Consider the following 26209-nt stretch of genomic DNA (forward strand, 5'->3'; position numbering starts at 1 on the left):
CTCTAGAAGCCCGTTCATGGCCCAGCCGTCCACGACCTACAAATTCGAACTCAACCTCACCGACCTCGACCGTTCGGTGTACGAGAGCGTCAAGCAGACCATCGCTCGCCACCCCTCGGAAACTGAAGAACGCATGACCGTGCGTCTGCTGGCCTACGCCCTTTTTTACAACGAACAGTTGGCGTTCGGTCGTGGCCTGTCAGATGTAGACGAGCCAGCCCTGTGGGAAAAAAGCCTGGATGATCGGGTTTTGCATTGGATCGAAGTCGGCCAGCCGGATGCCGACCGCCTGACCTGGTGCTCGCGCCGCACCGAGCGCACCAGCCTGCTGGCATACGGCAGCTTGCGTGTTTGGGAAGGCAAAGTGGTGCCGGTGGCGAACACCCTGAAGAATGTCCACATCGCAGCAGTGCCCCAGGAGATTCTGGAGGTTCTGGCCAAGGATATGCCCCGCGTGATCAAGTGGGACGTGATGATCAGTGAAGGCACGATCTTCGTCACCGACGACCGTGGCCAGCACGAAGTGCAACTGCAATGGCTGGTCGGCGAACGCGGTTGAATTGGAGCTGCAAGCCTCAAGCTACAAGCTTGAAGCTTGCAGCTAAAATCCCCCTACAGAGAACTCCCCAACGTCCCATGCGCATCGATCCCCGCCCGTTGCCCGCCGTCTTGCCCTTCCTGGGTGAATTGCCACCGCTATTGACCCGTCTCTACGCCGCTCGTGGCGTGCAGTCCGAGGCCGAGCTGGACAAGAGCCTGGCGCGATTGATTCCCTATCAGCAGCTCAAGGGCATCGACGCGGCGGTGGACTTGCTGGTGACGGCATTAGAGCAGCGCCAGCGCATCCTCATCGTCGGTGACTTCGACGCCGATGGTGCCACCGCCAGCACCGTAGGTACCCTGGGCCTGCGTTTGCTCGGTGCGGCCCATGTCGATTACCTGGTGCCCAACCGCTTCGAATACGGCTATGGGCTGACCCCGGAAATCGTCGCTGTGGCCCTGCAGCGCGAGCCGCAGTTGCTGATCACCGTGGACAATGGCATCTCCAGTGTCGAAGGCGTGGCGGCGGCGAAAGCGGCGGGGTTGCAGGTATTGGTGACCGATCACCACTTGCCTGGTGATGAGCTGCCGGCGGCGGATGCCATCGTCAACCCGAACCAGCCGGGCTGTGAGTTCCCGAGCAAGGCCCTGGCCGGCGTGGGCGTGATCTTCTACGTACTGATGGCCCTGCGCGCGCGTTTGCGCAGTTTGGGCTGGTATGAAAACAAGCCTCAACCCAACATTGGCGAGCTGCTCGACCTGGTCGCCCTGGGCAGCGTCGCCGACGTGGTTCCCCTGGACGCCAATAATCGCATCCTCGTGCATCAGGGCCTGGAGCGTATTCGTGCCGGTCGCGCACGGCCGGGGATCAAGGCGATCCTCGAAGTGGCCAAGCGGGATGCAGCGCGCATCACCTCCACCGACCTCGGCTTTATCCTCGGGCCACGCTTGAACGCCGCCGGGCGCCTGGACGATATGAGCCTGGGCATCGAATGCCTGCTCACCACGGATTTCGCCGCGGCACGGGAAATGGCCGCACAACTGGACGGCATGAACCAGGACCGCAAATCCATCGAGCAGGGCATGCAGCGCGAAGCCCTGGCTCAGCTCAAGGACTTGCCGGTGGACTCAATGCCCTACGGCTTGTGCCTGTTTGATCCGGACTGGCACCAAGGTGTGATCGGCATTCTTGCGTCGCGCATGAAGGAGCGGTACTTCCGCCCCACCATTGCCTTCGCCGATGCAGGCGATGGGCTGCTCAAGGGCTCAGGACGCTCTGTGCAAGGCTTCCACATCCGCGATGCCCTGGCGGTGGTCGCGAGCCAGCACCCCAACCTGATCAGCAAATATGGCGGCCACGCCATGGCGGCGGGGTTGACCTTGCCCGAGGAAAACTTCCCACTGTTTGCCGAGGCCTTTGACGCCGAAGTGCGTCGGCAGCTGCGCGAAGAAGACCTCACCGGGCGCCTGCTGTCCGATGGCACCCTGGCGGTGGAAGAGTTTCACCTGGAACTGGCGCGCGCATTGCGCCACGCCGGGCCGTGGGGGCAGCACTTTCCCGAGCCGTTGTTCCATGGCGTGTTCCAACTGGTCGAGCAGCGGGTAGTAGGGGAGCGGCACCTGAAAGTGGTGCTCAAGAGCGAATGCGGGTCGGTGAAGCTCGATGGCATTGCCTTCGGCGTCGACCGGGAAGTCTGGCCGAACCCGACCGTGCGTTGGGTGGAGTTGGCCTACAAGCTGGATGTGAACGAGTTTCGTGGCAATGAAACCGTGCAATTGATGATCGCGCATATCGAACCGCGTTAAATCTCACTGACACCACAAACAACTGTGGGAGGGGGCTTGCCCCGATAGCGGTGTTTCAGTCAGCTTACCTCTAGCTGACCCACCGTCATCGGGGGCAAGCCCCCTCCCACATTTTTTATCGCCTACAGCCTTAGATTAGTTGGCTTTGTCCTTGGCCTGGTGCTTGACGATGATATCCACCAACCGCTTGGCCAGTGCCGGATAGTTCTCATCGAAGTGATGCCCGCCCGGCAGTTTCACCGCCTCGCCCACGGCGGTCTTGTCGGTGCAGCCACTCTCGTCGACTTCTTCGGCACCGTAGATGCACACCACCTTGTCAGCCGGCAGCTTGGCCATTTCCGGGCCGGTCGCGGCTTCTTTGCCGGCGTTGCCCAGCCAGCCTTCCACTTCGATTTCAAAGCTGCCGGTGCGGGCGAAGGCCAGCAGGATGATGACGTCCACACGCTGTTGTTCGTTTTCCGGCAGGCGGTTGTAGATCGCCGGCAGTACGTCGGCACCGAACGAGTAACCGGTCAGTACAAAGCGCTTGGTGCCCCACTTCTGCCGGTAGTGCTGCATCAGCTCGGTGAGGTCCTTGGCGCTTTGTTCCGGGGTCTTGTGCTGCCAGTAGTAGCGCAGGGTGTCGATGCCGACCACCGGGTAACCGATCTTGGCCATTTCGCCGGCCACGTCGCGGTCGAGGTCACGCCAGCCGCCATCACCGGAAAGGAACAACGTCACGGTGTCCTTGGCCTGGCCAGCCGGCACTTCCACCACGGGAATCGCCAGGCCGCCGTTGTCCGAACCCACCAGTTGCTTGCGCAGTTCGTTGTTCAGCACTTGCGGATAGTGAATGTCGTAGTCGCTGATACTGGTAGTGGCGCGCGGGGTGTCACGTACGAAACTGGCGCTTTCATCGTCAGGGTTGTCGTTCCAGGCCACCAGCCAATTACCGTGTGCGGCGGTTTTCGGCAGTGGGTCCTTGCACCCTTCCTGCACCAACGCGAAGCCGACGGAGATGGCGTTGGCCTTGTCGTCGCTCTGAGTGGCCAGCCAGCGCCAGGCGAGGGCGGCGCCAGGGCCGATGCCGCTGACCAGGGTCGCGGGGCCCTTGAGCTGGCCCAGGGCGCTTTGCAGCGCTTGTTCCTGGAGCTTGCAGTCATCCTTTGGCAGGATCACCTGGACGATCTGCGCCTTGCCGCCCTGGCTCAGGGTAATCAACTGGCTATCGGTCAGTGTTTCGTCAGCCATCACCGCCACCGCGACGCGGGCTTTCGGGGTGCCGGCCGGGGTCACGCGGGTCATCACCGAGCCGTCGGCCTGGGGCAGTTGCTCCAGGGTCGGCTGCGGGGCAGGGCGGTTCCAGAACCAAAAGCCGCCACCCAGGACCAGGGCGAGCAGCACTACAAAGGCCAATACATACCGCCAGGAGCGTCGAATCATCAGCGTTTCACCAATCCAGTCAAGCCGCCCGCGATCAGGGCGGCGGTATCGGCCAGTGCCACCAGCGGGTCAAGTCCTGCGGGCACGGCCATGTAACGGGGTTCCCAGTCAGGCTGGAACTTGTCTTTGAAGCGGCGCAAGCCTTGGAAGTTATACAGTTGCTCGCCGCGACGGAACACCATCGAGCCCAGGCGCTGGGTCAGCGGCGCGCCGCGTCGCGGTTGCAGGCCCGACAATGGCACCATGCCGAGGCTGAAGCGGGCGTAGCCGTGACTCTTATAGTGTTGAATCAGGCCGACCATCATGAATTCCATGGTCAACTTGGGCGCATCCGGGTGGGCGCGCATCAGGTCGAGACTGGCCAGGTCGTGGTTGTAGGTCTCGAGCAGGTTGGCGAAGGCCACCGGGCGGCCTTCGAAGCGAATGATCGCGATACGAAAGTGCTTGAGGTAGTCGTCGCTGAAGCGTCCGAGGGAAAAGCCTTTTTCCCGCACATTCTTACCGGTAAGCCAGGCGTCCGAGATGACTTTTAATTCATCCATCGGTGCCGTGCCGGGTTCAAAGATCTCCAGGGACAGGCCGTCCCGGGTGCCACGGTTCCAGGTGTAGCGCAGGTCCTTCATCTCTTTGCCCTTGGCTTCCAGGTCAAAGCGTTTCAGGTCGACGCGGGCTTCCTCGCCCAGCTTGATCGCGGTGAGGCCGATGTCCATGTAATAGGGCAGGTTCTCGGCGCGTACCTGATAGAACACCGGGCGCGCATGATGGATGTCGCACAGGTCGCGGAACTGCCAGATCATTTCGGCACGGGGCTGGGTCGGACCGATCGGGTCATACAAGGCCACCAGGCTGCGGCCGCGACGGGCATACATCAGGAACGCTTCGTCATTCGGGTGGAACAGCAGCGCCTTGTCGCCGGTCAGCGCCAGGCCGCCGTCGGGTTGCGACGATGCCATCAGGATCTTGCTGGCGCGTTCCAGTTCCTCGGGTGTCGGCAGGTGGATCACCGGGCGTGCGGTGCGCAGCAGCCAGGTCAGCGAGACGATGACCAGCAGCACGGCGGCGCCCAGCAGCGAGCGCAGGCCGCGCGGGGCATTGGCATCGAGGGTGAACTGCCACCACAGTTGATGGCTGTACGGTACATCTTGATACGCGAACAGCAGCAGCCAGATAGAAGCCCCCAGCACACAGACGCTGGCCACCAGATACAGCGGTGAGAAAGGCAGCTCGGTCAGGCGGCTGGCGCGATAGAACGAGCGGCGGAAGATCGCCAGCAGTATCGCCGTCATGGTCATCAGGCTGGCTTCTTCCCAATCGAACCCCTTGAGCAGCGAGAGCAGGGCGCCCACCAGCAGCAGCACCATGGTCAGCATCCACGCAGCCGACAGGCGTCGACGCAGGCCCTGGGCCAGCAACAGGCACAGCACGCCGATCAGGCTGGCACCGAAGTGCGAGGCGTCAATCAGGCGGTGGGGGATCAGGAAGCCGATGTTTTCCAGGCGTGAGTCGATTTCTGGCGTGGCGCCGGAAAACAGCAGGACCACGCCGGACAAAAAAACCAGTACGGCCAGCACCGGCGCCGCCAAACCCGAGGCTACCCGCAGGCTTTGCTGAGTCTGGAACAGGCGCTGCGCTTCGTTGACCAGCAGGAATACGCAGGCGATCAGCAGCGGCAGGACCACGTAGATCATGCGGTACAGCAGCAGGGCGGCAGCCAATGGCGCGGCACCGAGCTTGTCGGCGAATGCGGCGAGCAGGATGGCTTCAAATACGCCCACGCCCCCTGGCACATGGCTGAGCACACCAGCGGCCAGCGCCAGCAGGTACACGAGCAGGAACGGGCCGAAAGGCGGTGCTTCCGGCAGCAGCATATAAAGGACGGTGGCGGCAGCGGCAACGTCCAGTGCGGTGATGATCAGTTGCAGGAATGTCAGGCGGCGACCGGGCAGACGCAGGGTCCGACGCCCGGCTTTTACCAGCAGGTTGTCCGGGTAGGGTTGTTCCGGCAGGCGGCGGCGATAGATGCCGATGCACAACATGGCCGACAGCAACAGCACTGCGCCGGCAACGCCGCCGAGCACCGTTTGTGGCAAATGCAGGTAGGTCGACGCTGCCGGCAAGTTGCTCAGCGTGGCCAATGCTGCCAGCGGGGGCAGGGCGCAGCCCAGTGCCAGGCTGGCGAACACGGTCATGTGGGCGACTTCCGAAGCCCCGATGCCATGGCGTGCATATAAACGGTAGCGTACCGAGCCGCCCGAGAGCATCGACAGGCCAATGGCATTGCCGATCGCAAAGGCAGTAAAGCCGCCAAGGGCCAAGGTCTTGGCCGGCAGGTTCACCCCGGCATAGCGTGCGCCGGAAAACTCATAGCCCAGCAGAATGACAAACCCGGCGACGGCGGCGGCGAACGCACCGAGCAATGCGGGTTTGGGGACTTCCAGGATCGAGTCGTGGAGGGCGTAGAGGTCCAGCTCCAATAGCAGGTGCCGACAGGCGATCAGGGCGATTGCGAACAGCAACAAGGTCACGGCCAGCCCGATGGGTTGCCGGTATTTGCTCAACAGATCCAGCCAGCGCAAGCGGGTGGGGGCGATAGGTTGTTCTGCTGTGACGGTGTCTTGTGGTTCAGACGAGTTGGCGCGCATCAATCACCTCGTGGATTGTGCGCGACAGGATGGAGGTATCCAGCCAAGTTACCAATCCCTATGGACAAAATAATTACAAATATTAACGCGGATCACCGGGGGCGGCGACTGCGGCCATTGGTCGTAGAGGCGTAAGCATAGCGTGCAATGAGATGGACTCTACAAACCGTGTACGGTTTCATGAAAGATGCCATGCCATTGTTTCAGAAGAACTTTTTCATCGGATACAAAAAAGGCCACTCTTTCGAGTAGCCTTTTTTGATGTTTGGTTGCGGGAGCCGGATTTGAACCGACGACCTTCGGGTTATGAGCCCGACGAGCTACCAGACTGCTCCATCCCGCGTCTGTGGGCGGCATTCTACAGCCAGATGGCGAGGTGTCAACCGTTAATGAGCCGATGGGTCAAATAAGTGTGAAATAGCTGACATGTAACCTAAGTTCGCGATTGAAAACGCTTTTTGTAGTGAGCGGGCTTGCCCCGCGCCGGGCTGCGGAGCAGTCCGTGGTGAAGTGCACACTATCTTGTGTGGGGCTGCTTCGCAGCCCAGGACGGGACAGCCACAACAAAAAAGGCCACTCTTTCGAGTAGCCTTTTTTGATGTTTGGTTGCGGGAGCCGGATTTGAACCGACGACCTTCGGGTTATGAGCCCGACGAGCTACCAGACTGCTCCATCCCGCGTCTGTGTGTCGGCATTCTACAGAGGATCACGAGTGTGTCAACCTGTGAATCGAAGAAAAGCGCTTGTGGTTCAATCGGTTAGGTCTCCATGCGGGGCCATTTGAGGCGTGCGGGCCAGTAGGGCCAAGGGTTTCAGCTCTATTGGAAGGCTAATTTCGATTGAGAAAATAAATTCATCTAGGAAATTTCCTACCACTCAATCGGAAGATTCAAACTACTGGTGCTATATACAGGGGTGGATGCGATACTGGCCACCCGTTGGATTAAACCCGCCTTTCTACTTATGACGCAGCGCAAAATCATCCACGTTGACTGTGATTGCTTCTACGCCGCCATTGAGATGCGCGATGACCCGAGCCTGGCGCAAAAGCCCCTGGCAGTAGGTGGGTCGGCAGATCGAAGGGGTGTGATCGCTACATGCAACTACGAAGCGCGGGCGTATGGGGTGCGTTCCGCCATGTCGTCGCGACATGCCCTGAAGCTCTGCCCGGACCTGACCATCGTCAAGCCGCGCATGGATGCCTATAAGGAGGCGTCGAAGGAAATCCAGACGATCTTTCGCGACTACACCGACTTGATCGAGCCCCTGTCGCTGGACGAGGCCTACCTGGATGTCTCCGATAGCCCGCACTTTGGCGGCAGCGCCACGCGCATCGCCCAGGACATTCGGCGCCGGGTCTCCAACCAATTGCACATCACCGTGTCCGCCGGCGTGGCGCCGAACAAGTTCTTGGCCAAGATCGCCAGCGATTGGAAAAAGCCCAACGGCCTGTTTGTCATCACCCCGGATCAGGTCGAGGACTTTGTCTCCCAGCTGCGGGTAAGCAAGTTGCACGGCGTGGGCAAGGTGACGGCAGACAAGCTGGCGCGCCTGGGCATCGAAGACTGCCTGCAATTGCGCGAATGGAACAAGCTGGCGCTGGTACGTGAGTTCGGCAGCTTTGGCGAGCGCTTGTGGAGCCTGGCCCGTGGGATAGATGAACGTGTGGTGCAGAACGACAGCCGGCGGCAGTCCATCAGTGTGGAAAATACCTACGATGTGGACCTGCCGGATCTCTCAAGCTGCCTGGCGAAACTGCCCGAACTGATGGAGACCCTGGCAGGGCGCATGGCGCGTATCGACAGCAGCTACAAGGCGGGCAAGCCGTTCGTTAAGGTGAAGTTTCATGACTTTACCCAGACAACGTTGGAGCAGGCGGGCGCGGCGCGGGATCTGGAGAGTTATCAACAGTTGATGACCCAGGCGTTCAATCGCGGTGGGAAACCGGTGCGGTTGTTGGGGATTGGGGTGCGGTTGCTGGACCTGAGTGGCGGGAACGAACAGTTAGAGTTCTTCTGGTAGAAGCCGGGAAAAAATGTGGGAGGAAGCAAGCCCCCACATTTGGATCTGCAGCGTTTTCGAAGCCTCAGCGTGCTCCGGGATCCGCCACCAACCGCCCCGCATCCTTGGTCAACGCCTGCAGGAATTCCTGCTGCAACTCGGGATCATTGCGGGTCAGTTCGATCAGGCTTTGTTCCAGTTCGCTGGCTTCTTCCTCCAGGCCCAGCTCCGACAGGCGCTTGACCCGGTGCACCCACTGGCTGACTTCATCGTCTTCCAGGTCGTCGTAGATCAGGCCGTGGGCTTCCAGCAACTTGCCGCGCAGGGTGCTGCTGATCGCCAGGGTCGAGTCCGAGTGCACGTCGTCCTGGCCATCTTCCACGCTGATCTTCAAGGTCGTGACGCGGTTCAGGTCCTGCTCGGCAAACGGGCTGTCCAACAGGTTCAGGCGCAGCACGCCGTTGCGGTCGGTGGTCAGCTCATGGGTCTGTTTGCCGGCGGTGACCTGGACCGGGCGCTCGCTCCAGGGCAGGCTCGAATACTCCACGCGTTTGTCGCGCTGGACTTCATCGATACCCGCCAGGTTCTGTTGCGCGCGCCCATGGGATTGCACGTTCATGAACGGGTTGAGACCGTCCACGCCGTAGGTCAGCCAGTCGTGGGTCATGCTGGTCGGCAGGTTACCGAGGGCGAAGATGTTCGCCACGTTGGCGCCCGCACCCGCGACCAAAGCCAGTGCACCCAGGGGCATCTCATAGAGTTTGCGCCAGGGCTGGTAAGGCGTGTAGCGATCGTAACGACGGGTAACTTCGAATTCGGTGACCTCAAAGGTCTTTTGCTCGTGAATGCGAACCCGGCGTTGCGGCAGTTCCAGCACTTTGGGTTCGCCTACATCGATCTGCAGGCTGTGGTCGAGCAACTTACGCTCGACCCGCTCCTCGTGCTCACTGCGTTGCGACATCTGATTGGCGCAGCCGCTGACCAGCAGGGCGCCGCACAAGGCGGCGCCCCCCAGGGCTCTGGTGTTTCGCTTGAACATGACGTCTCTTGATCTGGTTTTCAGCGACGAATACGCGCCTGGAGGAAAGACAGCACGTCAGCCACCGGCAAGGGTTGGGCTTCGGATTCGGTCCGGCTCTTGTATTCCAGATTGCCATCGGCCAGGCCGCGGTCACTGACCACGATCCGGTGCGGGATGCCAATCAGCTCCATGTCGGCGAACTTGATGCCCGGGCTGGTTTTCTTGTCGCGGTCATCCAGCAGCACTTCAAAACCAGCGGCCGTCAGTTCGGCATACAGTTTGTCGGTGGCTTCGCGTACTTGCTCGGTTTCGTAACGCAGTGGTACCAGGGCCACCTGGAAAGGCGCGAGGGCGTCACTCCAGATAATGCCTTTCTCGTCGTTGTTCTGCTCGATGGCAGCGGCAACCACGCGGGAAACGCCAATGCCGTAGCAGCCCATGTCGAGGGTAATCGGCTTGCCGTTCTCGCCCAGCACTTCGCACTTCATCGCCTTGCTGTACTTGTTGCCCAGCTGGAAGATGTGCCCGACTTCGATGCCGCGCTTGATTTCCAGGGTGCCCTTGCCGTCCGGGCTTGGGTCGCCGGCCACCACGTTGCGCAGGTCGGCCACGGTCGGCACCGGCAGGTCACGCTCCCAGTTCACGCCGAAGTAGTGCTTGTCGTCGATGTTCGCGCCGATACCGAAGTCGCTCATCAACTCGACCGAGCGGTCGATGATGATCGGCAGCGGCAGGTTCAGCGGGCCGAGGGAACCGGCACCGGCGCCGATGGCGTCGCGCAGTTCGGCATCGCTGGCCATGACCAGCGGGCTGGCCACGCCAGGTTGCTGGGCGGCCTTGATTTCGTTGAGTTCGTGGTCGCCACGGATCACCAGGGCGATCAGCTTGCCTTCTTCTTCGGCGTGCACGATCAGGGTCTTGATGGTCTTTTCAATCGGCAGATTGAATTTCTCCACCAGGGCCGCGATGGTCTTGGTCTCTGGCGTATCCACCAGGCGCAGTTCTTCAGCCGGGGCTGGACGGGACGTTTCCCGTGGCACGGCTTCGGCTTTCTCGATGTTCGCCGCGTAGTCGGAACCGTTGCTGAACGCGATATCGTCTTCGCCGGACTCGGCCAGCACGTGGAATTCGTGGGAGCCGGCACCGCCGATGGAGCCATTGTCCGCTTCAACCGCCCGGAACTTCAGGCCCAGGCGCGTGAACACATTGCAGTAGGCCTGGTGCATGCGGTCGTAGGTGGCCTGCAGCGATGCCTGGTCGGCGTGGAACGAATAGGCGTCCTTCATGATGAATTCACGGCCGCGCATCAAACCGAAGCGTGGACGGATTTCATCGCGGAATTTGGTCTGGATCTGATACAGGTTCAGAGGCAGCTGTTTATAGCTGCTCAACTCGTTGCGCATCAGGTCGGTGATCACTTCTTCATGGGTCGGGCCGGCGCAGAAGTCGCGGCCATGACGGTCCTTGAAGCGCAGCAACTCAGGGCCGTACTCTTCCCAGCGCCCGGATTCCTGCCACAGCTCGGCCGGTTGGGTGCTCGGCATCAACACTTCGAGAGAGCCGGCGGCGTTCATTTCTTCGCGAACGATGGCTTCGACCTTGCGCATCACCTTCAAGCCCATGGGCAGCCAGGTGTACAGGCCCGAGGCCAGTTTGCGGATCATGCCGGCGCGCAGCATCAGCTGGTGGCTGATCACGACCGCATCGGAAGGCGTTTCTTTCTGTGTGGCGAGCAAATATTGACTGGTACGCATGGTAGGCCGTTGTCGGTTGCTTGGACTTGAAATGACTTGGGATTGTACGGGCGCAAACTGCCGCCGTACAGGCATCAGAATGCAGGGCTGTCTGTAGGCGCAGAGCTTGCTCGCGATGGGGGCGCCGCGGTCTGGCTTTTAAAGGGCCCCCAGAATCAGTCCTCTACCGGCGGATTCAACCGAATCCGCCGATTCTCCTGATACCAGTGCAACGCAATCAGCAGCAATGTCGGCACGCCCAGCATGCAGGTGATCAGGAAGAAGTTGTGGTACCCGAACTTCTCCACCATCACCCCCGAATACCCGCCGATCAGGCGAGGCAACAACAGCATGATCGAGCTGAGCAGCGCATATTGGGTGGCGGAAAACTTGAGGTTGGTCAGGCTCGACAGGTAGGCCACGAATGCCGACGTGGCCAGGCCCGAGCTGAAGTTATCCAGGGAGATGGTGAAGATCAGCATCTGCAGGTCGGGGCCCATGTCGGCGAGCATCACGAACAGCAGGTTGGTCCCCGCCGACGTCACGCCGCCGATAAACAGGATCGGCAGGATGCCGAAGCGCACGATCAGCAGGCCGCCCATGCCGGCGCCGAGCAGGGTCATGATCAGGCCGAAGATCTTGCTGACCCCGGCGATCTGATCCTTGGTAAAGCCCTGGTCGATGTAGAACACGTTGGCCATCACGCCCATCACTGTGTCGGACATGCGATAGGTGGCGATCAGCCCCAGCAGCAGCAATGCCTGCCAGCGGTAGCGCAGGATAAAGTCGTTGACCGGCGTGAGCACCGGCGCCAGGCCCCGTCGGCCCATGGCCGACAGGCACAGTGTGGTGAGAATGATATAGAGAATGGCGCGCAGGAACGCGCGGTCGTCCATCAGCAAGTCCCACAGGCTGACGCCCTGGAACAGCACGCTGGCGAAGTCGGTGTTGAACAGCTGGGTGAACATCGCCGGTACGGACACCAGCAACACGATCAGCACGAACACCGACACCAACTGATGCACGAAGCTGTAGCGCCCGGCCTGCAACTGGGTGCGCAGCGGTACATTCGGTTCGCGCATGAACAGCGTGGTCAGCAGCGCCGGGATCATCAGCACGCCGAACAGCACATAGGTGCCGGTCCAGGCCGAGTGCTTATAGTTGAAGCCGGTGGAGCCGAAGCCTTCGGCAAAGAACAGCGCACCGGCCGTGGCCAGCAGGGCGGCGATGCGGTAGCCGGACATATAGCTGGCGGCCAGGGCGGCCTGGCGGCTGTCGTCGGCGATTTCCAGGCGATAGGCGTCGACCGCGATGTCCTGGGTGGCGGAAGCGAAGGCCACCACGACGGCAATGGCGATCAGCCAGGACAGGTGTTTCTGCGGGTCGCAGAAGCCCATGCCGATCAATCCGAGGATCACCAGCGACTGTGCAAGCACCAGCCAGGAGCGACGACGTCCGAGTTTACCGAGCAGTGGCAGGCGCCATTGGTCGAGCAGCGGCGACCAGACCCATTTGAAGGCGTACGCCAAACCGATCAGGCTCGCATAGCCGATGGTCTCGCGGGCCACACCGGCCTCACGCAGCCACACCGAAAGCGTCGAGAACACCAACATGTAAGGCAAGCCGGCGGCAAAGCCGAGCAACAACAGCACTAACGTCGAGGGGCTGGCATAGGCGGCGAGCGCGGCGCGCCAGGTTTTACGGGGCATGGGCTGGAGTCTGCCTCAGATTCACGGAAACAAAGCGCGCACTCTAACCGCTGTGCTCTACCGGGCGCCAGCCATGGCGCTGAATATCCACGCGATTGTTGCGCACCGTGACGCCCTCGTCACGCAAGCGCGCCCGTTGCTCGTCGCCTGAGGCGCTGCCCACCGGCAGACTTATCCGACCACCGGCACCCAGCACGCGATGCCAGGGCAATGTGGTGCCCTCGGGAAGTTGGCTCAAGGTACGACCCACCCAGCGCGCGGCGCGTCCCAGCCCGGCCAGTTGCGCCAGTTCGCCGTAGCTCACCACGCAACCGGCGGGGACTTGCGCCAGGGTCAGGTACAGCGCGGTGCGGCGCATTTCGGCGGGGGTTTGTGGGGCATCGGCAGGCTGATTGACTGTGGGCATATCCGTTGGGATCTTCGGTCTTTTGTAAGAAACGTCTGTAAGTATGCTGTTGAGAATTGAACTCAACACAAATCCTTGAGTCAGTCCTAGCTATCTAACACGATAATCGCCCCTTTTCGCCAACCTTGAGCTCCCCATCCGCTTATGTTGTCCAGAACCCTGCTGTGCCTCGCTGTCTTCAGTGCCTCCACGCCCCTGCTGGCCGATACCGTCTGGTTAAAAAACGGTGATCGCCTGACCGGCAAGATCAAGGTCTTCGACGGTGGCAAGCTGCTGATCCAGACCGACTACGCCGGCGCCATCCCGGTGGACTGGAAGCAGGTGAAAACCCTGGAGAGCGACCAGGAGTTGCTGGTCAAGCAGGACGCCTACACCGGCGAGAAGGCCAAGTCCCTGCAGGCGGCGGACGATGGCAAGGTGGTGCTGGCCAATGGCGAGGCGCCCAAGACCGTCGAGCTGGCAAGTATCCAGCAGATCATCAAGCCCAAGCCGGTGATCGAAGACCTGGTGTGGAAGGGCAATGTCGACATGGCGCTGGACTACAAGCGCGCCGAAAAAGACACCAATGACTACGACATCGACTTCAAGACCACCGCGCGCCATGGCCAATGGCGCCATACCGGGCAGGGCGAGTACAACCGCGAGTTCCAGGACGACGTCACCACCACCGACAACTGGGCGCTGGAGTATGACCTGGACCGCTTCATCACCGAGCACTGGTTCTGGCAGGGGCGCCTGACCTACAAGCGCGACAAGGTTGAAGACCTGGCGCGCCAACGTACCGTCGGTACCGGCCCGGGCTACCAGTTCTGGGACGACGAACTGGGGGCGTTCTCCCTCGGCTCGCTGGTCAACCGCACCGATTACGAGTACGCCGATGGCGGCAAGGACAACTTCTATTCCTTGGCCATGAAGTGGAACTACAACCGCTACCTGGTGGGCAAGACCGTTGAGTTCTTCACCAATGGCGAGGTGGGCAAGCCTATCGACGGCCCGGCCGAGTACTCCCTGGATGCGGAAATGGGCCTGCGCTATAAAGTCACCGAGTGGGCGTCGCTCAACCTCAAGGCCGAGCGCGACGTGATCAGCGGCGATTCGGAAAGCAGCCTGAGCAAGACCCGCTATACCGCAGGCTTCGGCGTCGCCTGGTAATCGAGCCGCTGGCAACCGGCGCGTAGATTGATTACCTTGTGTTGAGATCCATTCCCATACGCTATGGGCGGCCGAATACCCGAGGAGTCATACGTTGAGCACGCAGGTTGCCAAGAACGCCCGAGAGCTGTTGCTCAAGGAATACCGTGGGGCTCTCTCCACACTGTCCAAGGCCATGCCCGGCTTTCCGTTCGGCTCGGTCGTGCCGTATTGCCTCGACGAGCAGGGCCGCCCGCTAATTCTGATCAGCCGTATCGCCCAGCACACCCATAACCTGCAAAAAGATCCCAAGTGTTCGCTGCTGGTCGGCGAGCGTGAAGCGGATGATGTGCAGGCCGTGGGGCGCCTGACCTACCTGGCCGAAGCCGAGAAACTCGAGGACCCGGTCGCCATCGAAGCAGCGGCCGAGCGCTATTACCGCTACTTCCCCGATTCGGCCAACTACCACCAGGCCCACGATTTCGATTTCTGGGTGCTCAAGCCGGTGCGTCACCGTTATATCGGCGGGTTTGGCGCGATTCACTGGGTCGACCAATTGACCCTGGCCAATCCCTTCGCGGGCAAGGCCGAGCGCAGCATGATCGAGCACATGAACAGCGACCACACCAAGGCCATTGCCCACTACGTCGAGTTGGCCGGCTTGCCGACGTTCGAGCCTGCGCAATTGGCCGGCATCGACAGCGAAGGCCTGCACCTGCGTATCGGCCAGGCCCTGCACTGGCTGCCGTTTGCGGCGTCTTGCAACACGCCGACACAAGTACGCGAAGCCCTGGTTTCATTGGCCCACGCCGAGGGCTGGCCGAAAAAAGCCGCCGCTGAAGCTTGAATTCACGAAACGGCGACGTCATCTAAGGTGGACTGGCAAGGCATTCTTGCGTTGAGGAACCTTTTGATGCGCCCTTTTTTATTGCTCTTTCTGCTGTTCCCGGTGTTGGAGCTGTTCGTATTCGTTCAAGTCAGCGGTGCGATCGGGTTTTTCCCGGCCCTGTTGCTGATCATTCTCGGCTCGATGCTCGGCGTCCTGGTGCTGCGCGTCGCCGGCCTGGCCACGGCGCTGCGTGCCCGTGAGAGCCTGAACCGCGGCGAACTGCCGGCCCAGACCATGCTCGAAGGCCTGATGATGGCGTTGGCGGGCGGCCTGTTGATCCTGCCGGGCTTTATCAGCGACGTAGTGGGCCTGGTGATGCTGCTGCCGTTCACCCGCAAATTGCTGGCGGGCAAGATGCGCCAGCGCGCCGAAGAGGCCGCTATTCGCCAACGTGCGTTCGCCGACGACCTGCAACCCCGTGGCGGCCCGGCTCCGCGCCAACCGTTGGGGCGAGAAGGCGACGTGATCGAAGGCGAGTTCGAACACCGCGACAGCAAATAACCGCTTCACTGGCACGGCACCTTCGGGTGCCGTGTTGCTTTTATAGGCTGGCAGACGCAAAAAAAATCATCGCCGGCCCCTTGTAATAAGCTTATGCGCCCTTATGTAACGGTCACCGCAAGGTTTCTGGTGGCGACACCGGACAGACTTCCGTGTTTCGCCCAGCGAACCGCGACCGGCACTGCCGGAATACAACCCGCCGGTATCGATACCGGCCGATGAAAAACACAATTAGGAGAGATCGACAATGAGCAAGCTTCGTCCTCTGCACGACCGCGTCGTAATCCGTCGCAGCGAAGAAGAAAAGAAAACCGCTGGCGGTATCGTTCTGCCAGGTTCGGCTGCCGAAAAAGCCAACCACGGTGTGATCGTCGCTGCAGGCCCAGGCAAGACTCTGGAAAACGGTGACGTACGTGCGCTGGCCGTTAAAGTCGGTGACAAGGTTGTATTTGGCCCTTACTCCGGCAGCAACACTGTGAAAGTCGACGGCGAAGACCTGCTGGTTATGGCTGAGAACGAGATTCTCGCCGTTCTGGAAGACTGATTTCCCCGCTCATTTTCCCGTTACTACAAAGTATTTAAGGAATATCGATCATGGCTGCTAAAGAAGTTAAATTCGGCGATTCCGCCCGTAAGAAAATGCTCACCGGTGTCAACATCCTGGCTGACGCAGTAAAAGCGACCCTGGGCCCGAAAGGCCGTAACGTGATCATCGAGAAGAGCTTCGGCGCTCCGACCATCACCAAGGACGGCGTTTCCGTCGCCAAAGAAATCGAACTGGAAGACCGTTTCGAAAACATGGGCGCGCAGCTGGTCAAAGACGTTGCCTCCCGTGCCAACGATGACGCAGGCGACGGTACTACCACCGCCACCGTTCTGGCTCAGGCGATCGTCAACGAAGGCTACAAGGCCGTTGCTGCCGGCATGAACCCGATGGACCTCAAGCGCGGCATCGACAAGGCCACCATCGCCATCGTCGCTGAGCTGAAAAACCTGTCCAAGCCTTGCGCCGACACCAAGGCTATCGCCCAGGTAGGCACCATCTCCGCCAACTCCGACAGCTCCATCGGCGACATCATTGCCGAAGCCATGGAAAAAGTCGGTAAAGAAGGCGTGATCACCGTTGAAGAAGGCACTGGCCTGGAAAACGAACTGTCGGTTGTCGAAGGCATGCAGTTCGACCGTGGCTACCTGTCCCCGTACTTCGTCAACAAGCCGGAAACCATGGTTGCCGAGCTGGACAGCCCGCTGATCCTGCTGGTCGACAAGAAGATTTCCAACATCCGCGAAATGCTGCCAGTGCTGGAAGCCGTTGCCAAAGCCGGCCGCCCACTGCTGATCGTTTCCGAAGACGTTGAAGGCGAAGCCCTGGCGACCCTGGTTGTGAACAACATGCGTGGCATCGTTAAAGTCGCAGCCGTCAAGGCTCCAGGCTTCGGCGACCGTCGCAAGGCCATGCTGCAGGACATTGCCGTCCTGACCGGCGGTACCGTTATCTCCGAAGAGATCGGCCTGAGCCTGGAAAGCGCCACCCTGGAAAACCTGGGTAGCGCCAAGCGCGTGACCATCTCCAAGGAAAACACCATCATCGTTGACGGTGCTGGCGTTGACGGCGACATCCAATCGCGCATCACTCAGATCCGTGCCCAGGTTGCCGAGACGTCTTCGGACTACGACCGTGAAAAACTGCAAGAGCGCCTGGCCAAGCTGTCCGGCGGCGTTGCAGTGATCAAGGTTGGCGCGGGTTCCGAAGTTGAAATGAAAGAGAAGAAAGCCCGCGTTGAAGACGCCCTGCACGCAACCCGCGCAGCCGTCGAAGAAGGCGTGGTACCTGGCGGTGGCGTCGCGCTGATCCGTGCCCTGGAAGCCTTGACCAACCTGGCCGGCGACAACGCTGACCAGAACGTCGGTATCGCTGTGCTGCGTCGTGCGGTTGAAGCACCGCTGCGTCAGATCGCTGCCAACTCCGGCGACGAGCCAAGTGTTGTGGTCAACGAAGTCAAGAACGGCAAAGGTAACTACGGTTACAACGCTGCGACTGGCGTCTATGGCGACATGATCGAAATGGGCATCTTGGACCCTACCAAGGTGACTCGTTCCGCGCTGCAGGCCGCAGCCTCCATCGGTGGTCTGATCCTGACCACCGAAGCTGCAATCGCTGACAAGCCAAAGGCTGAAGGCTCGGCTGGCGGCGGTATGCCAGACATGGGCGGCATGGGTGGCATGGGCGGCATGATGTAAGCCAGTCTTACCCCTGTACTGAAAAAGCCCCGCCTGCAGTGATGCAGGCGGGGCTTTTTTGTGGGCGGCGGCTTGGGCTCAGGTGGGCGCCGCGCGCTTGGATGGCCGGTACAGCAACAGGCAATACAGCCCCAGGCAGATCAGCCAGCAGAAAATTGCCGTCCACACGTTATGGGAAAAGAAGTGCGCGCCTTGCATCATACGGCTGACGGAAAAAACGCTGCCCAAGCCGACGGCGAAGATGAATGCGTAGCGCGCCAGGCGCGGCTGCCGGTCACGCAGTGCAAAAAACAGGGCGAACAAGGCGAACCCGGTGGCGGCATGACCGCCTGGCCAGCAGCGTCCCGGTTTATCGGTGGGCGGGCGAGGGCTCAGCAGTTTGCTGTAGGTTTCCTGACCGCCGAATTCCTGGGCGCTCCACGGGCACTGGACGCCGGTGATGGTTTTCAGCGGAGAGACAAACGCGGTCGCCAGCCCAAGGGACAGCACCAGGCAGCCCAGTTCACGCCGATAGGGTTTGAGCCGCCGGAGGATAAACGTGCCGGCAAATCCCAGGATCGCCAAGACCGAGAACAGGATGACCAACTGTTTGGCGCGGTCATGCAGGATGTCTTCGAGGAAGAAACTGTAACGCCCGATGAAGCCGCCCTCCGCGCCGTTGTAGAACAGCTTGGCGAGGTTCATGTCCAGCGAGGTCAGCTCCAGCAGCAGCAATAGGAGCGCAGCGCCGCCGGGGATGCCCAGGCAGAGCCATAGGTTGAGAGGTTTGGAGACGGGGACGGCGGGGGTGGTTCCCATGGTGGACCCTGGTGAAAAACGTCCCGTACTGACCTGTACGGGGCGTTTTGGTTAGCGCGTGCTCAGTGCCGGGGCCTCTTCCTTGGGCGCTCTCCAGCTCAGTAACTGTTGTTTGAAGTCATAGCTGGCGGCCTGGTAGTAGGTGATCGCCCGCTGGATCAACGGGTCATCGCTGCCGACCCGCAACTCCTGGCTCTCACCCAGGGCCTGGTCGTGGCGGCGCAGGCCCAGGCGTGGGCTGAGAATGGCCAGGTCCTTGCCGTCGAACAGGCCCAGGTGCTGGTAGTTGCCGAGCACCACCCGAGGTGGCAGTGGGTTGTCTTGCAGTAGGTTGCGACCAAAGAAGGTGGATTCGTAGCTCAGGTTGAGCAGGCCCAGCAGCGTGGGCGCCAGGTCGATCTGGCTGGCCAGTTGTGCGCTTTCCCGTGCGTCGATCAGCTTGGGCGCATAGATGAACAGCGGAATCTGGTAGTTGGTGATGGGCAGGTCTTCCTTGCCTGCGCTGCCGGCGGTGTGGTCGGCGACGAAGATGAAGATCGTGTTATCGAACCAGGGTTTTTGGCGGGCGGCTTCCAGGAATTGGCCGATGGCGTGGTCGGTGTATTTCACCGCGCCGTCGCGGCCATTCCCGGATTTGATGTCGATACGCCCATCCGGGTAGGTGTAGGGGCGGTGGTTGGAAGTGGTCATCAGTTGCAGCAAAAAGGGCTGCTGCTTGGCGTAGTCGATGTCGGCCAGTTTCAGGGTTTGGTTATACAGGTCCTCGTCAGCCATGCCCCAGGCGTTCTTGAACGAGATTTCTGACTCGGGCACGCTGCTCTGGTCCACGACGCGATAACCGTTGCCGCTGAAAAACGCGTTCATGTTATCGAAGTACCCGCGCCCGCCGTACACAAACACGCTGTCGTAACCGACGGCCGTGAGCTGTTGCCCCAGGCTGGCGAAGCCGCTTTCACGACCGATGCGCTTGACGATCGAGCGCCCGGGCGTGGGTGGAATCGCCAGGGTGATCGCCTCCAGGCCACGGTCGGTGCGAGTGCCGGTGGCATAGAAATTATTGAAATACAGGCTCTGTTTACGCAGCGCATCCAGGTTAGGCGTGAGGTTGCGCTCGTCGCCGTTGCTGCCCATGTACTTGGCGCTGAAACTTTCGATGGTCACCAGCACGACATTGGGTTTGCGCGGCGTGCCCGGATTGGTGATGGCGCGGCGGATATCCAGCGAGTCCTGGCCGATAAAGCGTGCGTTGGGTTCGCTCAGCTCTGTACGCAGTTGCGTGGCGATAACCTCAGTCGGCAGGGTTTTGTAGAACTGTGGGTAATCCAGTTCGTTGTTACGGAATGCGGCGAAAAACTGATACGGACCATTGCTGGCCAGTTCGTTCTTGTAGGCGTTGCCGCCCTGGGCTCGCGGGCTGTCCTGGCTGACCAGTTGCAGGCTGAGGCCAGCAATCACCAACAGGGCCAGGGCATTCACCAGGCGACCGCGCATCGGCGGCAGTGGGGCGCTCATCGCCGCATTGAACGGCTTGCGCAAGGCCAGGCTCAAGACAATCGCCAGCATGGCGAGCAGGCTCAGCAGTTTGCCGATCGGGTAGGACTCGAGCAGGTTGTTCAACACCTCGTCGGAGTACACCAGGTAATCGACGGCAATGAAGTTGAAGCGCACGCCGAATTCATCCCAGAACAGCCACTCGGCCACCGAGGTAAACAGCATGGCGAACAGGCTGACGGTGAGCACGGCCTGCAGGAACCAGCGGTGACCGCGACGGCGCCACAGCACGGGCGGGCACAGCAGCAAATACAGACCCAGCGGCAGTGCCGCATACGCCAGGAAACCCAGGTCGTACAGCAGGCCCACGCCAAACACCGGCAACAGGTTGCCGCCGACTTCATCCAAATGGGTGATGAGCAGCACGCCACGAGTGAGCAGGAAAATAACCAGCCAGGCACTGGTTACCAACAGCAAATAGCGCATTGGCGCCGTCTTGAGCAACCCCATGTCCATGTTCCTTATATCAATGGGGGGCGATCTTCTGCCTGACACTGTAGTCAGTTTGTGAAGCTATAGTGAAAAACTCGTTGGTAGGCTGAATCGGTTGAAAACCTATATTGGCACGCCTTTCCGCTCTATCCCTGAGCCACACTTGGCCTTAAGCTGCGCGAGCCAACACGGCCGTTACCGCGTACGGAGACACTGCCCATGCGAATTCTATTGGTTGAAGACAACCGCGATATTCTGGCCAACCTAGCCGACTACCTGGGGCTAAAAGGCTACACCGTGGACTGTGCGCAGGACGGTTTGTCGGGCCTGCACCTGGCCGCCACCGAGCATTACGACTTGATCGTGCTCGACATCATGCTGCCTGGCATCGATGGCTACACCCTGTGCAAACGCCTGCGTGAAGACGCCCGCCGCGACACGCCGGTGATCATGCTCACCGCCCGCGACCAGTTGGATGACCGGCTGCAGGGCTTCAAGTCCGGTGCCGACGATTACTTGCTCAAACCGTTTGCCCTGTCGGAACTGGCCGCACGCATCGAAGCGGTGCTGCGCCGTGCCCAAGGTGGCGGTCGCCGCGCCCTGCAAGTGGCCGATCTGAATTACGACCTCGATACCCTGGAAGTGACCCGCGAAGGGCGCCTGCTCAAGCTCAACCCGGTCGGCCTGAAGCTGCTCGCGGTCTTGATGCAGAAAAGCCCCCACGTATTGCGTCGGGAAGTGCTGGAAGAGGCGCTGTGGGGCGATGACTGCCCGGACAGCGACAGCCTGCGCAGCCATGTCCACCAGTTGCGCCAGGTGATCGATAAGCCGTTCGCCAAGCCGTTGCTGCAAACCGTGCATGGTGTGGGTTACCGCTTGGCCGAGGGCCGTGATGGAGTTTAAGCAAAGCCTTGCCCAGCGGATCATCATCGCCTTTGCCTTGATGAGTGCGTTGGTGGCGGGGGCCTTCGCCATGGGCATCGTCGCCACCGTGCACCTGGTGGAAGAGAAGTTGATCTCGGCAGGCTTGGGCGGTGACCTGCAGCGCCTGCTGCTGATGGACACCGTCGAGGACTGGCGGCACCGGCCCGAGCCCGACCAGCTATTTTACTTCAGCGGTGGCCCCGGGGATTTTGAATTGCCCAAGGACCTGCGGCATCTGGAACCAGGGTTTCATGAGGTGTTTCGTGAGGCGTTGTCGTACCACGCCATGGTAGAAGTGGTCGACGGTCGGCGCTATGTGCTGCTGCAGGATCAAAGCGATTTCGAAGAGCGCGAGCGCGTGCTGTTTGCCGTGGTGCTGGTGGGCTTCGTGCTCAGCCTGGCGCTGGCGGTATTCCTCGGCTGGGTGCTGGCCCGTAAAGTGATGGCGCCGGTGGTGCGCCTGGCTCGCCAGGTGCGGCACCGCGACCAGTTGCTGGGCCTGGCGCCGCCCCTGGCACCGGACTACGCGGCCGACGAAGTGGGTGAGCTGGCGGTGGCCTTCGACGCCACGCTGGGGCGCCTGCGCCAGGCGTTGTCCCGCGAGCAGTTGTTCACCAGCGATGTCAGCCACGAACTGCGCACGCCTTTGATGGTGCTGGCCAGTTCCTGCGAACTGTTGCTGGAAAACCCGGCTATCGATCAGCGTGGGCGTAACCAGGTCGAGCGAATCGCCCGGGCCTGCGAAGAAATGCGCGAACTGGTGCAAACCTTCCTGATGCTGGCCCGGGCTCAGCATGATGACGGGAGCATGTCGCCTAGGGCCAATCTGTCCCAGGTCGCTGATGATCTGCTCGGCATCTGGCGCGAGCCCATCGAACACAAGGGCCTGGAGTTGATCTACCAGCCGGGCGACCCGCTGGATACGCGCTACAACGCGACCTTCCTGCATGCCGTGATGGGCAACCTGTTGCGCAATGCCCTGCATTACACCGAAAGCGGCTTCATCCGGCTGACCCTGGAGCCGACCGGGTTTGTGGTGGAAGACAGCGGCGTCGGCATTCCCGAAGACAAGCGCGAAGCGATGTTCGAGCCGTTCGTCCGCGGCAGTGAGAAGCGCGGCGAGGGTCTGGGGTTGGGTTTGTCACTGGTCCAGCGCATCTGCGAGAACCAGGGCTGGAGCGTTACCCTCAGCACCGTGGAGCCCAATGGCTGTCGCTTTCATGTCCAGTTGAGTCAGGTCAACGCCTGAACGTTCCCGCTGCCGTTATCCTGCCAGAGATCCCCGTAATTCGGCGAAGATGGCCCCATGATATTGCTTGTATCTGTAAAGTCTTGAAATATATGAGATTGGACAGGACAAGTTTTTCACAAGGGGTTGACCTGTTGATCACAGGACGCTGCTTAAGGTTGTAGGCATCAGCAACTGGAGATCCGTTGATGCCTACCCCGATCAAGCTCGAATTTTCCGAAAAGTACGACGATCAGCACGCCCACGAATATTTGCTCAAGCATCAGGACAATCTGGCTCGCCGGTTGTCCCACAAACGCGACGAGCAACTGGCCCGTGGCGCGTTGGCGATGGCCGGCGAGCCTGGCCTGGTGCTGGACCTGCCGTGTGGCGCCGGGCGTTTCTGGCCGCTGCTGGCGGAAAAACCCAACCGTGTGATCATCGGCGCCGACAATTCGGCCTCCATGTTGAAGGTCGCGATGGCCGCCCAGCCCGCAGAAGTGGTGAAAAGGGTACGACCCTTGCAGACATCTGCCTTCGATATCGATTTGCCGGATAACTCAGTCGACAGCATTTTCTGTATGCGCCTGCTCCACCACATTGGTGATCCGGCGCACCGTCAGGCAATTCTGCGGGAGTTTCAGCGGGTTACCCGTGACAGCGTGATCATTTCGCTGTGGGTCGATGGCAATTTCAAAGCCTGGAAACGCAAGCGTCTGGAAGGAAAGCGTCGCAAGACAGGTGAGCAGGAAGGTTACCAGAACAGATTTGTGTTACCGGCTGCTACTGTTGAAGCAGAGTTCGAGCAAGCCGGATTCCGTGTTCAGGAATCCCTGGACTTCATACCGCTGTACGCCATGTGGCGGGTGTATGTATTGCGCAAGAGGTAACAGGATGGCAGTTGAGTGCGTAGCAGGCAGTCACGTAGCTCCCGAAGAACGCTTCGATTATTTCTGGCGTCAGCAAGGCGAATGGGTCGAAGAGCCCAATCGCCGGCGTGGCGGTGAAAGTGGTGTACAGCGTGTAATGACTGCCAATGGCCGTTTGCTCTACAGCAAGCGCCAGACGGGCCATATCTACCGCAGTTGGCTGCACCCGTTCGGACGCCCCACGGTGCTGCGCGAGCGTGATGCCCTCAGGGGCCTGCGACTGCTGGATGTTCGCGTGCCCGAAATGGTCTTTTGTGAGGCGCGTCGTGACCCCGAGCACCACTGGAAGGCGCTGCTGGTAACCGCCGCCCTAGACGGCTTCGACGAAATTGAAAACTGGTACGCCGCCGGTGGTCGCGAAGAGTATGGCGAGCAGGTGCACGAGCGCTTGCTCAAGGAGTTGGCTGCCACCCTGGCCCGCATGCACAAGGGCCGCTGGCAGCACGGTTGCCTGTACATCAAGCATATTTTCGTGCGGGTGACGGGCGAGGGCGACTCGGCCCAGGTGGAAGTGGCGCTGCTGGACTTCGAGAAATGCCGCCAGCGCTTGACCGCTTATCGGGCAGCCTCCCATGACATGTTGCAGTTGCGTCGCCATTCGTCGTGGAACAGCACCGACTGGGAAAAACTCAGCTACTTTTACCAGACGGCGTTTGGCAGCGCTATCAAGGGTTTAACCAAATGAAGCTAGAAATAGCACGAGGTTTGTTCCTGGTCGGGGCGATGGGCATTGCGGCCCTGGCCCTGGCCGCATGGGAGCAACCTCGCACACAGGTGCTCAGTGCGGTGCAAGGTGGCGGGCAATGCCTGTTGCCCCGCGTCGCCAAGGCGAGTGCGGCGGTCAAGCCTGATCATGAGTTGCTGTTGTTCATGTTTGGGATGTCCCAAGGGATGAGGCCGCAGAGTTGAAACGATTCAAACCCCCGAAGAAGGGCCTTGCGATGCGAGGCCCTTTTTTTTTACCTTCCAACCTTACTCGCAACGCGGCTGCTACAAGAGCCTCACCCCCGTAGATACCGTCTTATCGCAAATCCGTAGATACCGTCTTGTCCAACACCGCGCAAATCCGTAGCAGCTGCCGAGCGCAAGCGAGGCTGCGTCAGGCGCGCTGCCGATTCAGGCTCGAGTCGCGGCCGACGCAGCCTCGCCAAGGCTCGACAGCTGCTACGGGGGGGGCGGTGTTGGATAGACGGTATCTACGCAGGTCAGATCAGATGCAGGTGGTTATCCCAGAGCCCCGCCGGTAATTCCAACGGTTTGGCGACCAGCTGTTTCTGGCGGCAATCGTAGTAGCGGCAACGGCCCTGGCCCGAGGTGACGACAAACCCGTCCGCCACTGCGCCGACGCCTGCGCAATCGGGCAACGGTCCATCCAGGCGCAGCTCGGCGGTGTCCATGTCCCAGATAAAGAAGCGGTTACCACGGGGTGCGGTCAACGCCACCAGGCGCAACTCGCTGTGCACGGCGACGCTGGCGGTGTAATGCCCCATGGCCTGCAACTGCTCATCGGCCACCGGGAACGCCACGAACGGCTGGCCCGGGCGCTTGATCGCCAGCAACTCGGAGCGCTCCTGGGACGGTCCCATGAACTGCTGGCCGGTGAGAAGGGTGCCATCGCTGGCGATGCCCATATGGCGCACGCTGTTCATCTGCTGGCCGAGGGTTTCCTTGCTGATCAGCGTGCCGTCACGGTGCATCAGCACCAGGCTCGGTTCCATGGCGTTGAGGTTCATCTCCACGCGGCTTTCGGCTTCGGTGCGAATGCCGCCGTTGGCTACCACCAGGGTTTCGCCGTCGGGCATCCACGACACCTGGTGCGGGCCGATGCCATGGGTGGAGATCTCGCCGCTGTGCACCAGGCGCTCGCCTTCGAACTTGTACACACCGAGCAGGCCACGGCCGGGGTCTGACGTGTCGTTCTCGGTGGCGTACAGCCAATTGCCGCTCTTGTGGATAACCGCATGGCCGTAGAAGTGGCGGTTGGCGTTCGAGGTGAGGGTTTGCAACAGCGCGCCATTACGCAGGTCGATCAGGTAACTCTCGGTGCCTGGGCGGCGGGCAACAAACAGTGCAATCGGCAGCGTCGGGTGGTTGATGATGTCGTGGCAGCGCTGGCCGACCTGGGTGGCGAACACCTGCTTGCCGTCCAGCTGAAAGCCCACGGCATAGTGCTTGCCGTCTGCATCATCGCGCGCCGACAGCAGCAGCGGGCCCCTGTCTTTCCCTTTGAACAGCGTCCAGCCACCCAACGTGAGTGCGCTGAGCAGCACGCTGCCGATCGCCAAAGCCTGTCGCCTGAGCATCA

22 protein-coding genes and 2 tRNA genes are annotated in these 26209 nt (G+C 60.9%); 13 read left to right on the forward strand and 11 right to left on the reverse strand.

All coding sequences use genetic code 11. The features are described 5' to 3' along the window. Positions 1–16 precede the first annotated feature (16 nt). Entirely contained in the window at positions 17–559 is a 543-nt protein-coding gene (locus tag Q8X51_RS11815; RefSeq protein WP_027605467.1) for a YaeQ family protein, read from the forward strand. 77 nt (positions 560–636) lie between these two features. Beyond that, positions 637–2346: a single-stranded-DNA-specific exonuclease RecJ gene (gene recJ, locus Q8X51_RS11820; protein WP_065924825.1), complete on the forward strand. Its 1710-nt coding sequence runs from the start codon at positions 637–639 to the stop codon at positions 2344–2346. A 135-nt stretch (positions 2347–2481) separates the two neighbouring features. Here recJ and Q8X51_RS11825 read toward each other — a convergent pair whose 3' ends face one another. The 4 genes from Q8X51_RS11825 to Q8X51_RS11840 all read right to left on the reverse strand — a co-directional run bounded on the left by Q8X51_RS11825 (position 2482) and on the right by Q8X51_RS11840 (position 7090). After that, positions 2482–3768 (reverse strand): virulence factor family protein, encoded by a 1287-nt coding sequence (locus Q8X51_RS11825; RefSeq protein ID WP_065925009.1) that lies wholly within the window; start codon positions 3766–3768, stop codon positions 2482–2484. Then, a complete protein-coding gene (mprF, locus tag Q8X51_RS11830; protein ID WP_065925010.1) occupies positions 3768–6410 on the reverse strand; it encodes a bifunctional lysylphosphatidylglycerol flippase/synthetase MprF in 2643 nt (880 codons plus the stop codon). The genes Q8X51_RS11825 and mprF overlap by 1 nt, the downstream gene beginning before the upstream one ends. 266 nt (positions 6411–6676) lie before the next feature. Continuing rightward, a tRNA-Met gene (locus Q8X51_RS11835) sits at positions 6677–6753 on the reverse strand. 260 nt (positions 6754–7013) lie between these two features. Further along, positions 7014–7090: transfer RNA gene (locus Q8X51_RS11840), tRNA-Met, on the reverse strand. 283 nt (positions 7091–7373) lie between these two features. On the opposite strand from Q8X51_RS11840, the gene dinB reads away from it, so the two are divergent. Next, positions 7374–8432, forward strand: coding sequence for a DNA polymerase IV (gene dinB / locus Q8X51_RS11845; protein ID WP_330215765.1), 1059 nt, complete (start codon positions 7374–7376; stop codon positions 8430–8432). A gap of 64 nt (positions 8433–8496) precedes the next feature. Here dinB and Q8X51_RS11850 read toward each other — a convergent pair whose 3' ends face one another. The 4 genes from Q8X51_RS11850 to Q8X51_RS11865 form a co-directional block, all read right to left on the reverse strand. Beyond that, complete coding sequence (locus Q8X51_RS11850) at positions 8497–9450, reverse strand: hypothetical protein (RefSeq protein ID WP_065947903.1); 954 nt, start codon at positions 9448–9450, stop codon at positions 8497–8499. Between the two features lie 20 nt (positions 9451–9470). Beyond that, positions 9471–11186: a proline--tRNA ligase gene (locus tag Q8X51_RS11855; protein WP_407693882.1), complete on the reverse strand. Its 1716-nt coding sequence runs from the start codon at positions 11184–11186 to the stop codon at positions 9471–9473. Between the two features lie 155 nt (positions 11187–11341). Further along, positions 11342–12874, reverse strand: a complete 1533-nt coding sequence (locus tag Q8X51_RS11860; protein WP_065925013.1) for an AmpG family muropeptide MFS transporter — start codon at positions 12872–12874, stop codon at positions 11342–11344. A gap of 43 nt (positions 12875–12917) precedes the next feature. Beyond that, complete coding sequence (locus Q8X51_RS11865) at positions 12918–13280, reverse strand: MGMT family protein (protein ID WP_043293512.1); 363 nt, start codon at positions 13278–13280, stop codon at positions 12918–12920. Between the two features lie 144 nt (positions 13281–13424). Between Q8X51_RS11865 and Q8X51_RS11870 the strand changes: the two genes are divergently transcribed. From Q8X51_RS11870 to groL, 5 genes are all read left to right on the forward strand, one after another. After that, complete coding sequence (locus Q8X51_RS11870; protein WP_027605476.1) at positions 13425–14432, forward strand: DUF481 domain-containing protein; 1008 nt, start codon at positions 13425–13427, stop codon at positions 14430–14432. A 94-nt stretch (positions 14433–14526) separates the two neighbouring features. Then, entirely contained in the window at positions 14527–15258 is a 732-nt protein-coding gene (locus Q8X51_RS11875) for a HugZ family pyridoxamine 5'-phosphate oxidase (protein WP_407693883.1), read from the forward strand. A gap of 66 nt (positions 15259–15324) precedes the next feature. Further along, on the forward strand, positions 15325–15801 hold the full coding sequence (locus Q8X51_RS11880; RefSeq protein ID WP_024077215.1) for an FxsA family protein: 477 nt from the start codon (positions 15325–15327) through the stop codon (positions 15799–15801). 247 nt (positions 15802–16048) lie between these two features. Continuing rightward, positions 16049–16345, forward strand: a complete 297-nt coding sequence (locus tag Q8X51_RS11885) for a co-chaperone GroES (protein WP_003175874.1) — start codon at positions 16049–16051, stop codon at positions 16343–16345. A gap of 50 nt (positions 16346–16395) precedes the next feature. After that, positions 16396–18042, forward strand: coding sequence for a chaperonin GroEL (gene groL / locus Q8X51_RS11890; protein WP_065925015.1), 1647 nt, complete (start codon positions 16396–16398; stop codon positions 18040–18042). A 78-nt stretch (positions 18043–18120) separates the two neighbouring features. On the opposite strand, the gene Q8X51_RS11895 is transcribed toward groL, so the two are convergent. Then, positions 18121–18840, reverse strand: coding sequence for a phosphatase PAP2 family protein (locus tag Q8X51_RS11895; protein WP_407693884.1), 720 nt, complete (start codon positions 18838–18840; stop codon positions 18121–18123). Positions 18841–18891: 51 nt separating this feature from the next. Continuing rightward, entirely contained in the window at positions 18892–20841 is a 1950-nt protein-coding gene (locus Q8X51_RS11900; RefSeq protein WP_407693885.1) for an LTA synthase family protein, read from the reverse strand. 201 nt (positions 20842–21042) lie between these two features. On the opposite strand from Q8X51_RS11900, the gene colR reads away from it, so the two are divergent. The 5 genes from colR to Q8X51_RS11925 all read left to right on the forward strand — a co-directional run bounded on the left by colR (position 21043) and on the right by Q8X51_RS11925 (position 24813). Beyond that, positions 21043–21726: a two-component system response regulator ColR gene (gene colR, locus Q8X51_RS11905; protein WP_027605482.1), complete on the forward strand. Its 684-nt coding sequence runs from the start codon at positions 21043–21045 to the stop codon at positions 21724–21726. Beyond that, on the forward strand, positions 21716–22996 hold the full coding sequence (locus tag Q8X51_RS11910) for a sensor histidine kinase (RefSeq protein WP_065925018.1): 1281 nt from the start codon (positions 21716–21718) through the stop codon (positions 22994–22996). Before colR ends, Q8X51_RS11910 begins: the two co-directional genes overlap by 11 nt. A 188-nt stretch (positions 22997–23184) precedes the next feature. Continuing rightward, the gene (locus Q8X51_RS11915; RefSeq protein WP_065925019.1) at positions 23185–23865 is read left to right on the forward strand and encodes a class I SAM-dependent methyltransferase; all 681 of its coding nucleotides are present in this window, start codon (positions 23185–23187) and stop codon (positions 23863–23865) included. Between the two features lie 4 nt (positions 23866–23869). After that, positions 23870–24589 carry a lipopolysaccharide kinase InaA family protein gene (locus Q8X51_RS11920; RefSeq protein ID WP_065925020.1) on the forward strand — a complete coding sequence of 240 codons (720 nt, stop codon included), beginning with the start codon at positions 23870–23872 and terminating at the stop codon, positions 24587–24589. Next, positions 24586–24813: a hypothetical protein gene (locus Q8X51_RS11925; RefSeq protein ID WP_027605486.1), complete on the forward strand. Its 228-nt coding sequence runs from the start codon at positions 24586–24588 to the stop codon at positions 24811–24813. The genes Q8X51_RS11920 and Q8X51_RS11925 overlap by 4 nt, the downstream gene beginning before the upstream one ends. A 296-nt stretch (positions 24814–25109) precedes the next feature. Here Q8X51_RS11925 and Q8X51_RS11930 read toward each other — a convergent pair whose 3' ends face one another. Further along, the gene (locus Q8X51_RS11930; protein WP_065925029.1) at positions 25110–26207 is read right to left on the reverse strand and encodes a DUF1513 domain-containing protein; all 1098 of its coding nucleotides are present in this window, start codon (positions 26205–26207) and stop codon (positions 25110–25112) included. Positions 26208–26209 lie beyond the last annotated feature (2 nt).

The organism is Pseudomonas sp. Yb2C2 (assembly GCF_052112325.1).
GTDB lineage: Bacteria > Pseudomonadota > Gammaproteobacteria > Pseudomonadales > Pseudomonadaceae > Aquipseudomonas > Aquipseudomonas marginalis.

Excerpts from the sequence above, each read along its gene's own strand:
- Q8X51_RS11815 (WP_027605467.1), top strand. The coding sequence starts at position 17 with ATGGCCCAGCCGTCCACGACCTACAAATTCGAACTCAACCTCACCGAC.
- Q8X51_RS11870 (WP_027605476.1), top strand. The coding sequence starts at position 13,425 with ATGTTGTCCAGAACCCTGCTGTGCCTCGCTGTCTTCAGTGCCTCCACG.
- Q8X51_RS11925 (WP_027605486.1), top strand. The coding sequence starts at position 24,586 with ATGAAGCTAGAAATAGCACGAGGTTTGTTCCTGGTCGGGGCGATGGGC.
- Q8X51_RS11825 (WP_065925009.1), bottom strand. The coding sequence starts at position 3,768 with ATGATTCGACGCTCCTGGCGGTATGTATTGGCCTTTGTAGTGCTGCTC.
- Q8X51_RS11860 (WP_065925013.1), bottom strand. The coding sequence starts at position 12,874 with ATGCCCCGTAAAACCTGGCGCGCCGCGCTCGCCGCCTATGCCAGCCCC.
- Q8X51_RS11855 (WP_407693882.1), bottom strand. The coding sequence starts at position 11,186 with ATGCGTACCAGTCAATATTTGCTCGCCACACAGAAAGAAACGCCTTCC.
- dinB (WP_330215765.1), top strand. The coding sequence starts at position 7,374 with ATGACGCAGCGCAAAATCATCCACGTTGACTGTGATTGCTTCTACGCC.
- Q8X51_RS11930 (WP_065925029.1), bottom strand. The coding sequence starts at position 26,207 with ATGCTCAGGCGACAGGCTTTGGCGATCGGCAGCGTGCTGCTCAGCGCA.
- Q8X51_RS11865 (WP_043293512.1), bottom strand. The coding sequence starts at position 13,280 with ATGCCCACAGTCAATCAGCCTGCCGATGCCCCACAAACCCCCGCCGAA.
- Q8X51_RS11920 (WP_065925020.1), top strand. The coding sequence starts at position 23,870 with ATGGCAGTTGAGTGCGTAGCAGGCAGTCACGTAGCTCCCGAAGAACGC.
- Q8X51_RS11900 (WP_407693885.1), bottom strand. The coding sequence starts at position 20,841 with ATGGGGTTGCTCAAGACGGCGCCAATGCGCTATTTGCTGTTGGTAACC.
- Q8X51_RS11915 (WP_065925019.1), top strand. The coding sequence starts at position 23,185 with ATGCCTACCCCGATCAAGCTCGAATTTTCCGAAAAGTACGACGATCAG.
- Q8X51_RS11910 (WP_065925018.1), top strand. The coding sequence starts at position 21,716 with ATGGAGTTTAAGCAAAGCCTTGCCCAGCGGATCATCATCGCCTTTGCC.
- colR (WP_027605482.1), top strand. The coding sequence starts at position 21,043 with ATGCGAATTCTATTGGTTGAAGACAACCGCGATATTCTGGCCAACCTA.
- recJ (WP_065924825.1), top strand. The coding sequence starts at position 637 with ATGCGCATCGATCCCCGCCCGTTGCCCGCCGTCTTGCCCTTCCTGGGT.
- Q8X51_RS11850 (WP_065947903.1), bottom strand. The coding sequence starts at position 9,450 with ATGTTCAAGCGAAACACCAGAGCCCTGGGGGGCGCCGCCTTGTGCGGC.
- Q8X51_RS11895 (WP_407693884.1), bottom strand. The coding sequence starts at position 18,840 with ATGGGAACCACCCCCGCCGTCCCCGTCTCCAAACCTCTCAACCTATGG.
- mprF (WP_065925010.1), bottom strand. The coding sequence starts at position 6,410 with ATGCGCGCCAACTCGTCTGAACCACAAGACACCGTCACAGCAGAACAA.
- Q8X51_RS11880 (WP_024077215.1), top strand. The coding sequence starts at position 15,325 with ATGCGCCCTTTTTTATTGCTCTTTCTGCTGTTCCCGGTGTTGGAGCTG.
- Q8X51_RS11885 (WP_003175874.1), top strand. The coding sequence starts at position 16,049 with ATGAGCAAGCTTCGTCCTCTGCACGACCGCGTCGTAATCCGTCGCAGC.
- groL (WP_065925015.1), top strand. The coding sequence starts at position 16,396 with ATGGCTGCTAAAGAAGTTAAATTCGGCGATTCCGCCCGTAAGAAAATG.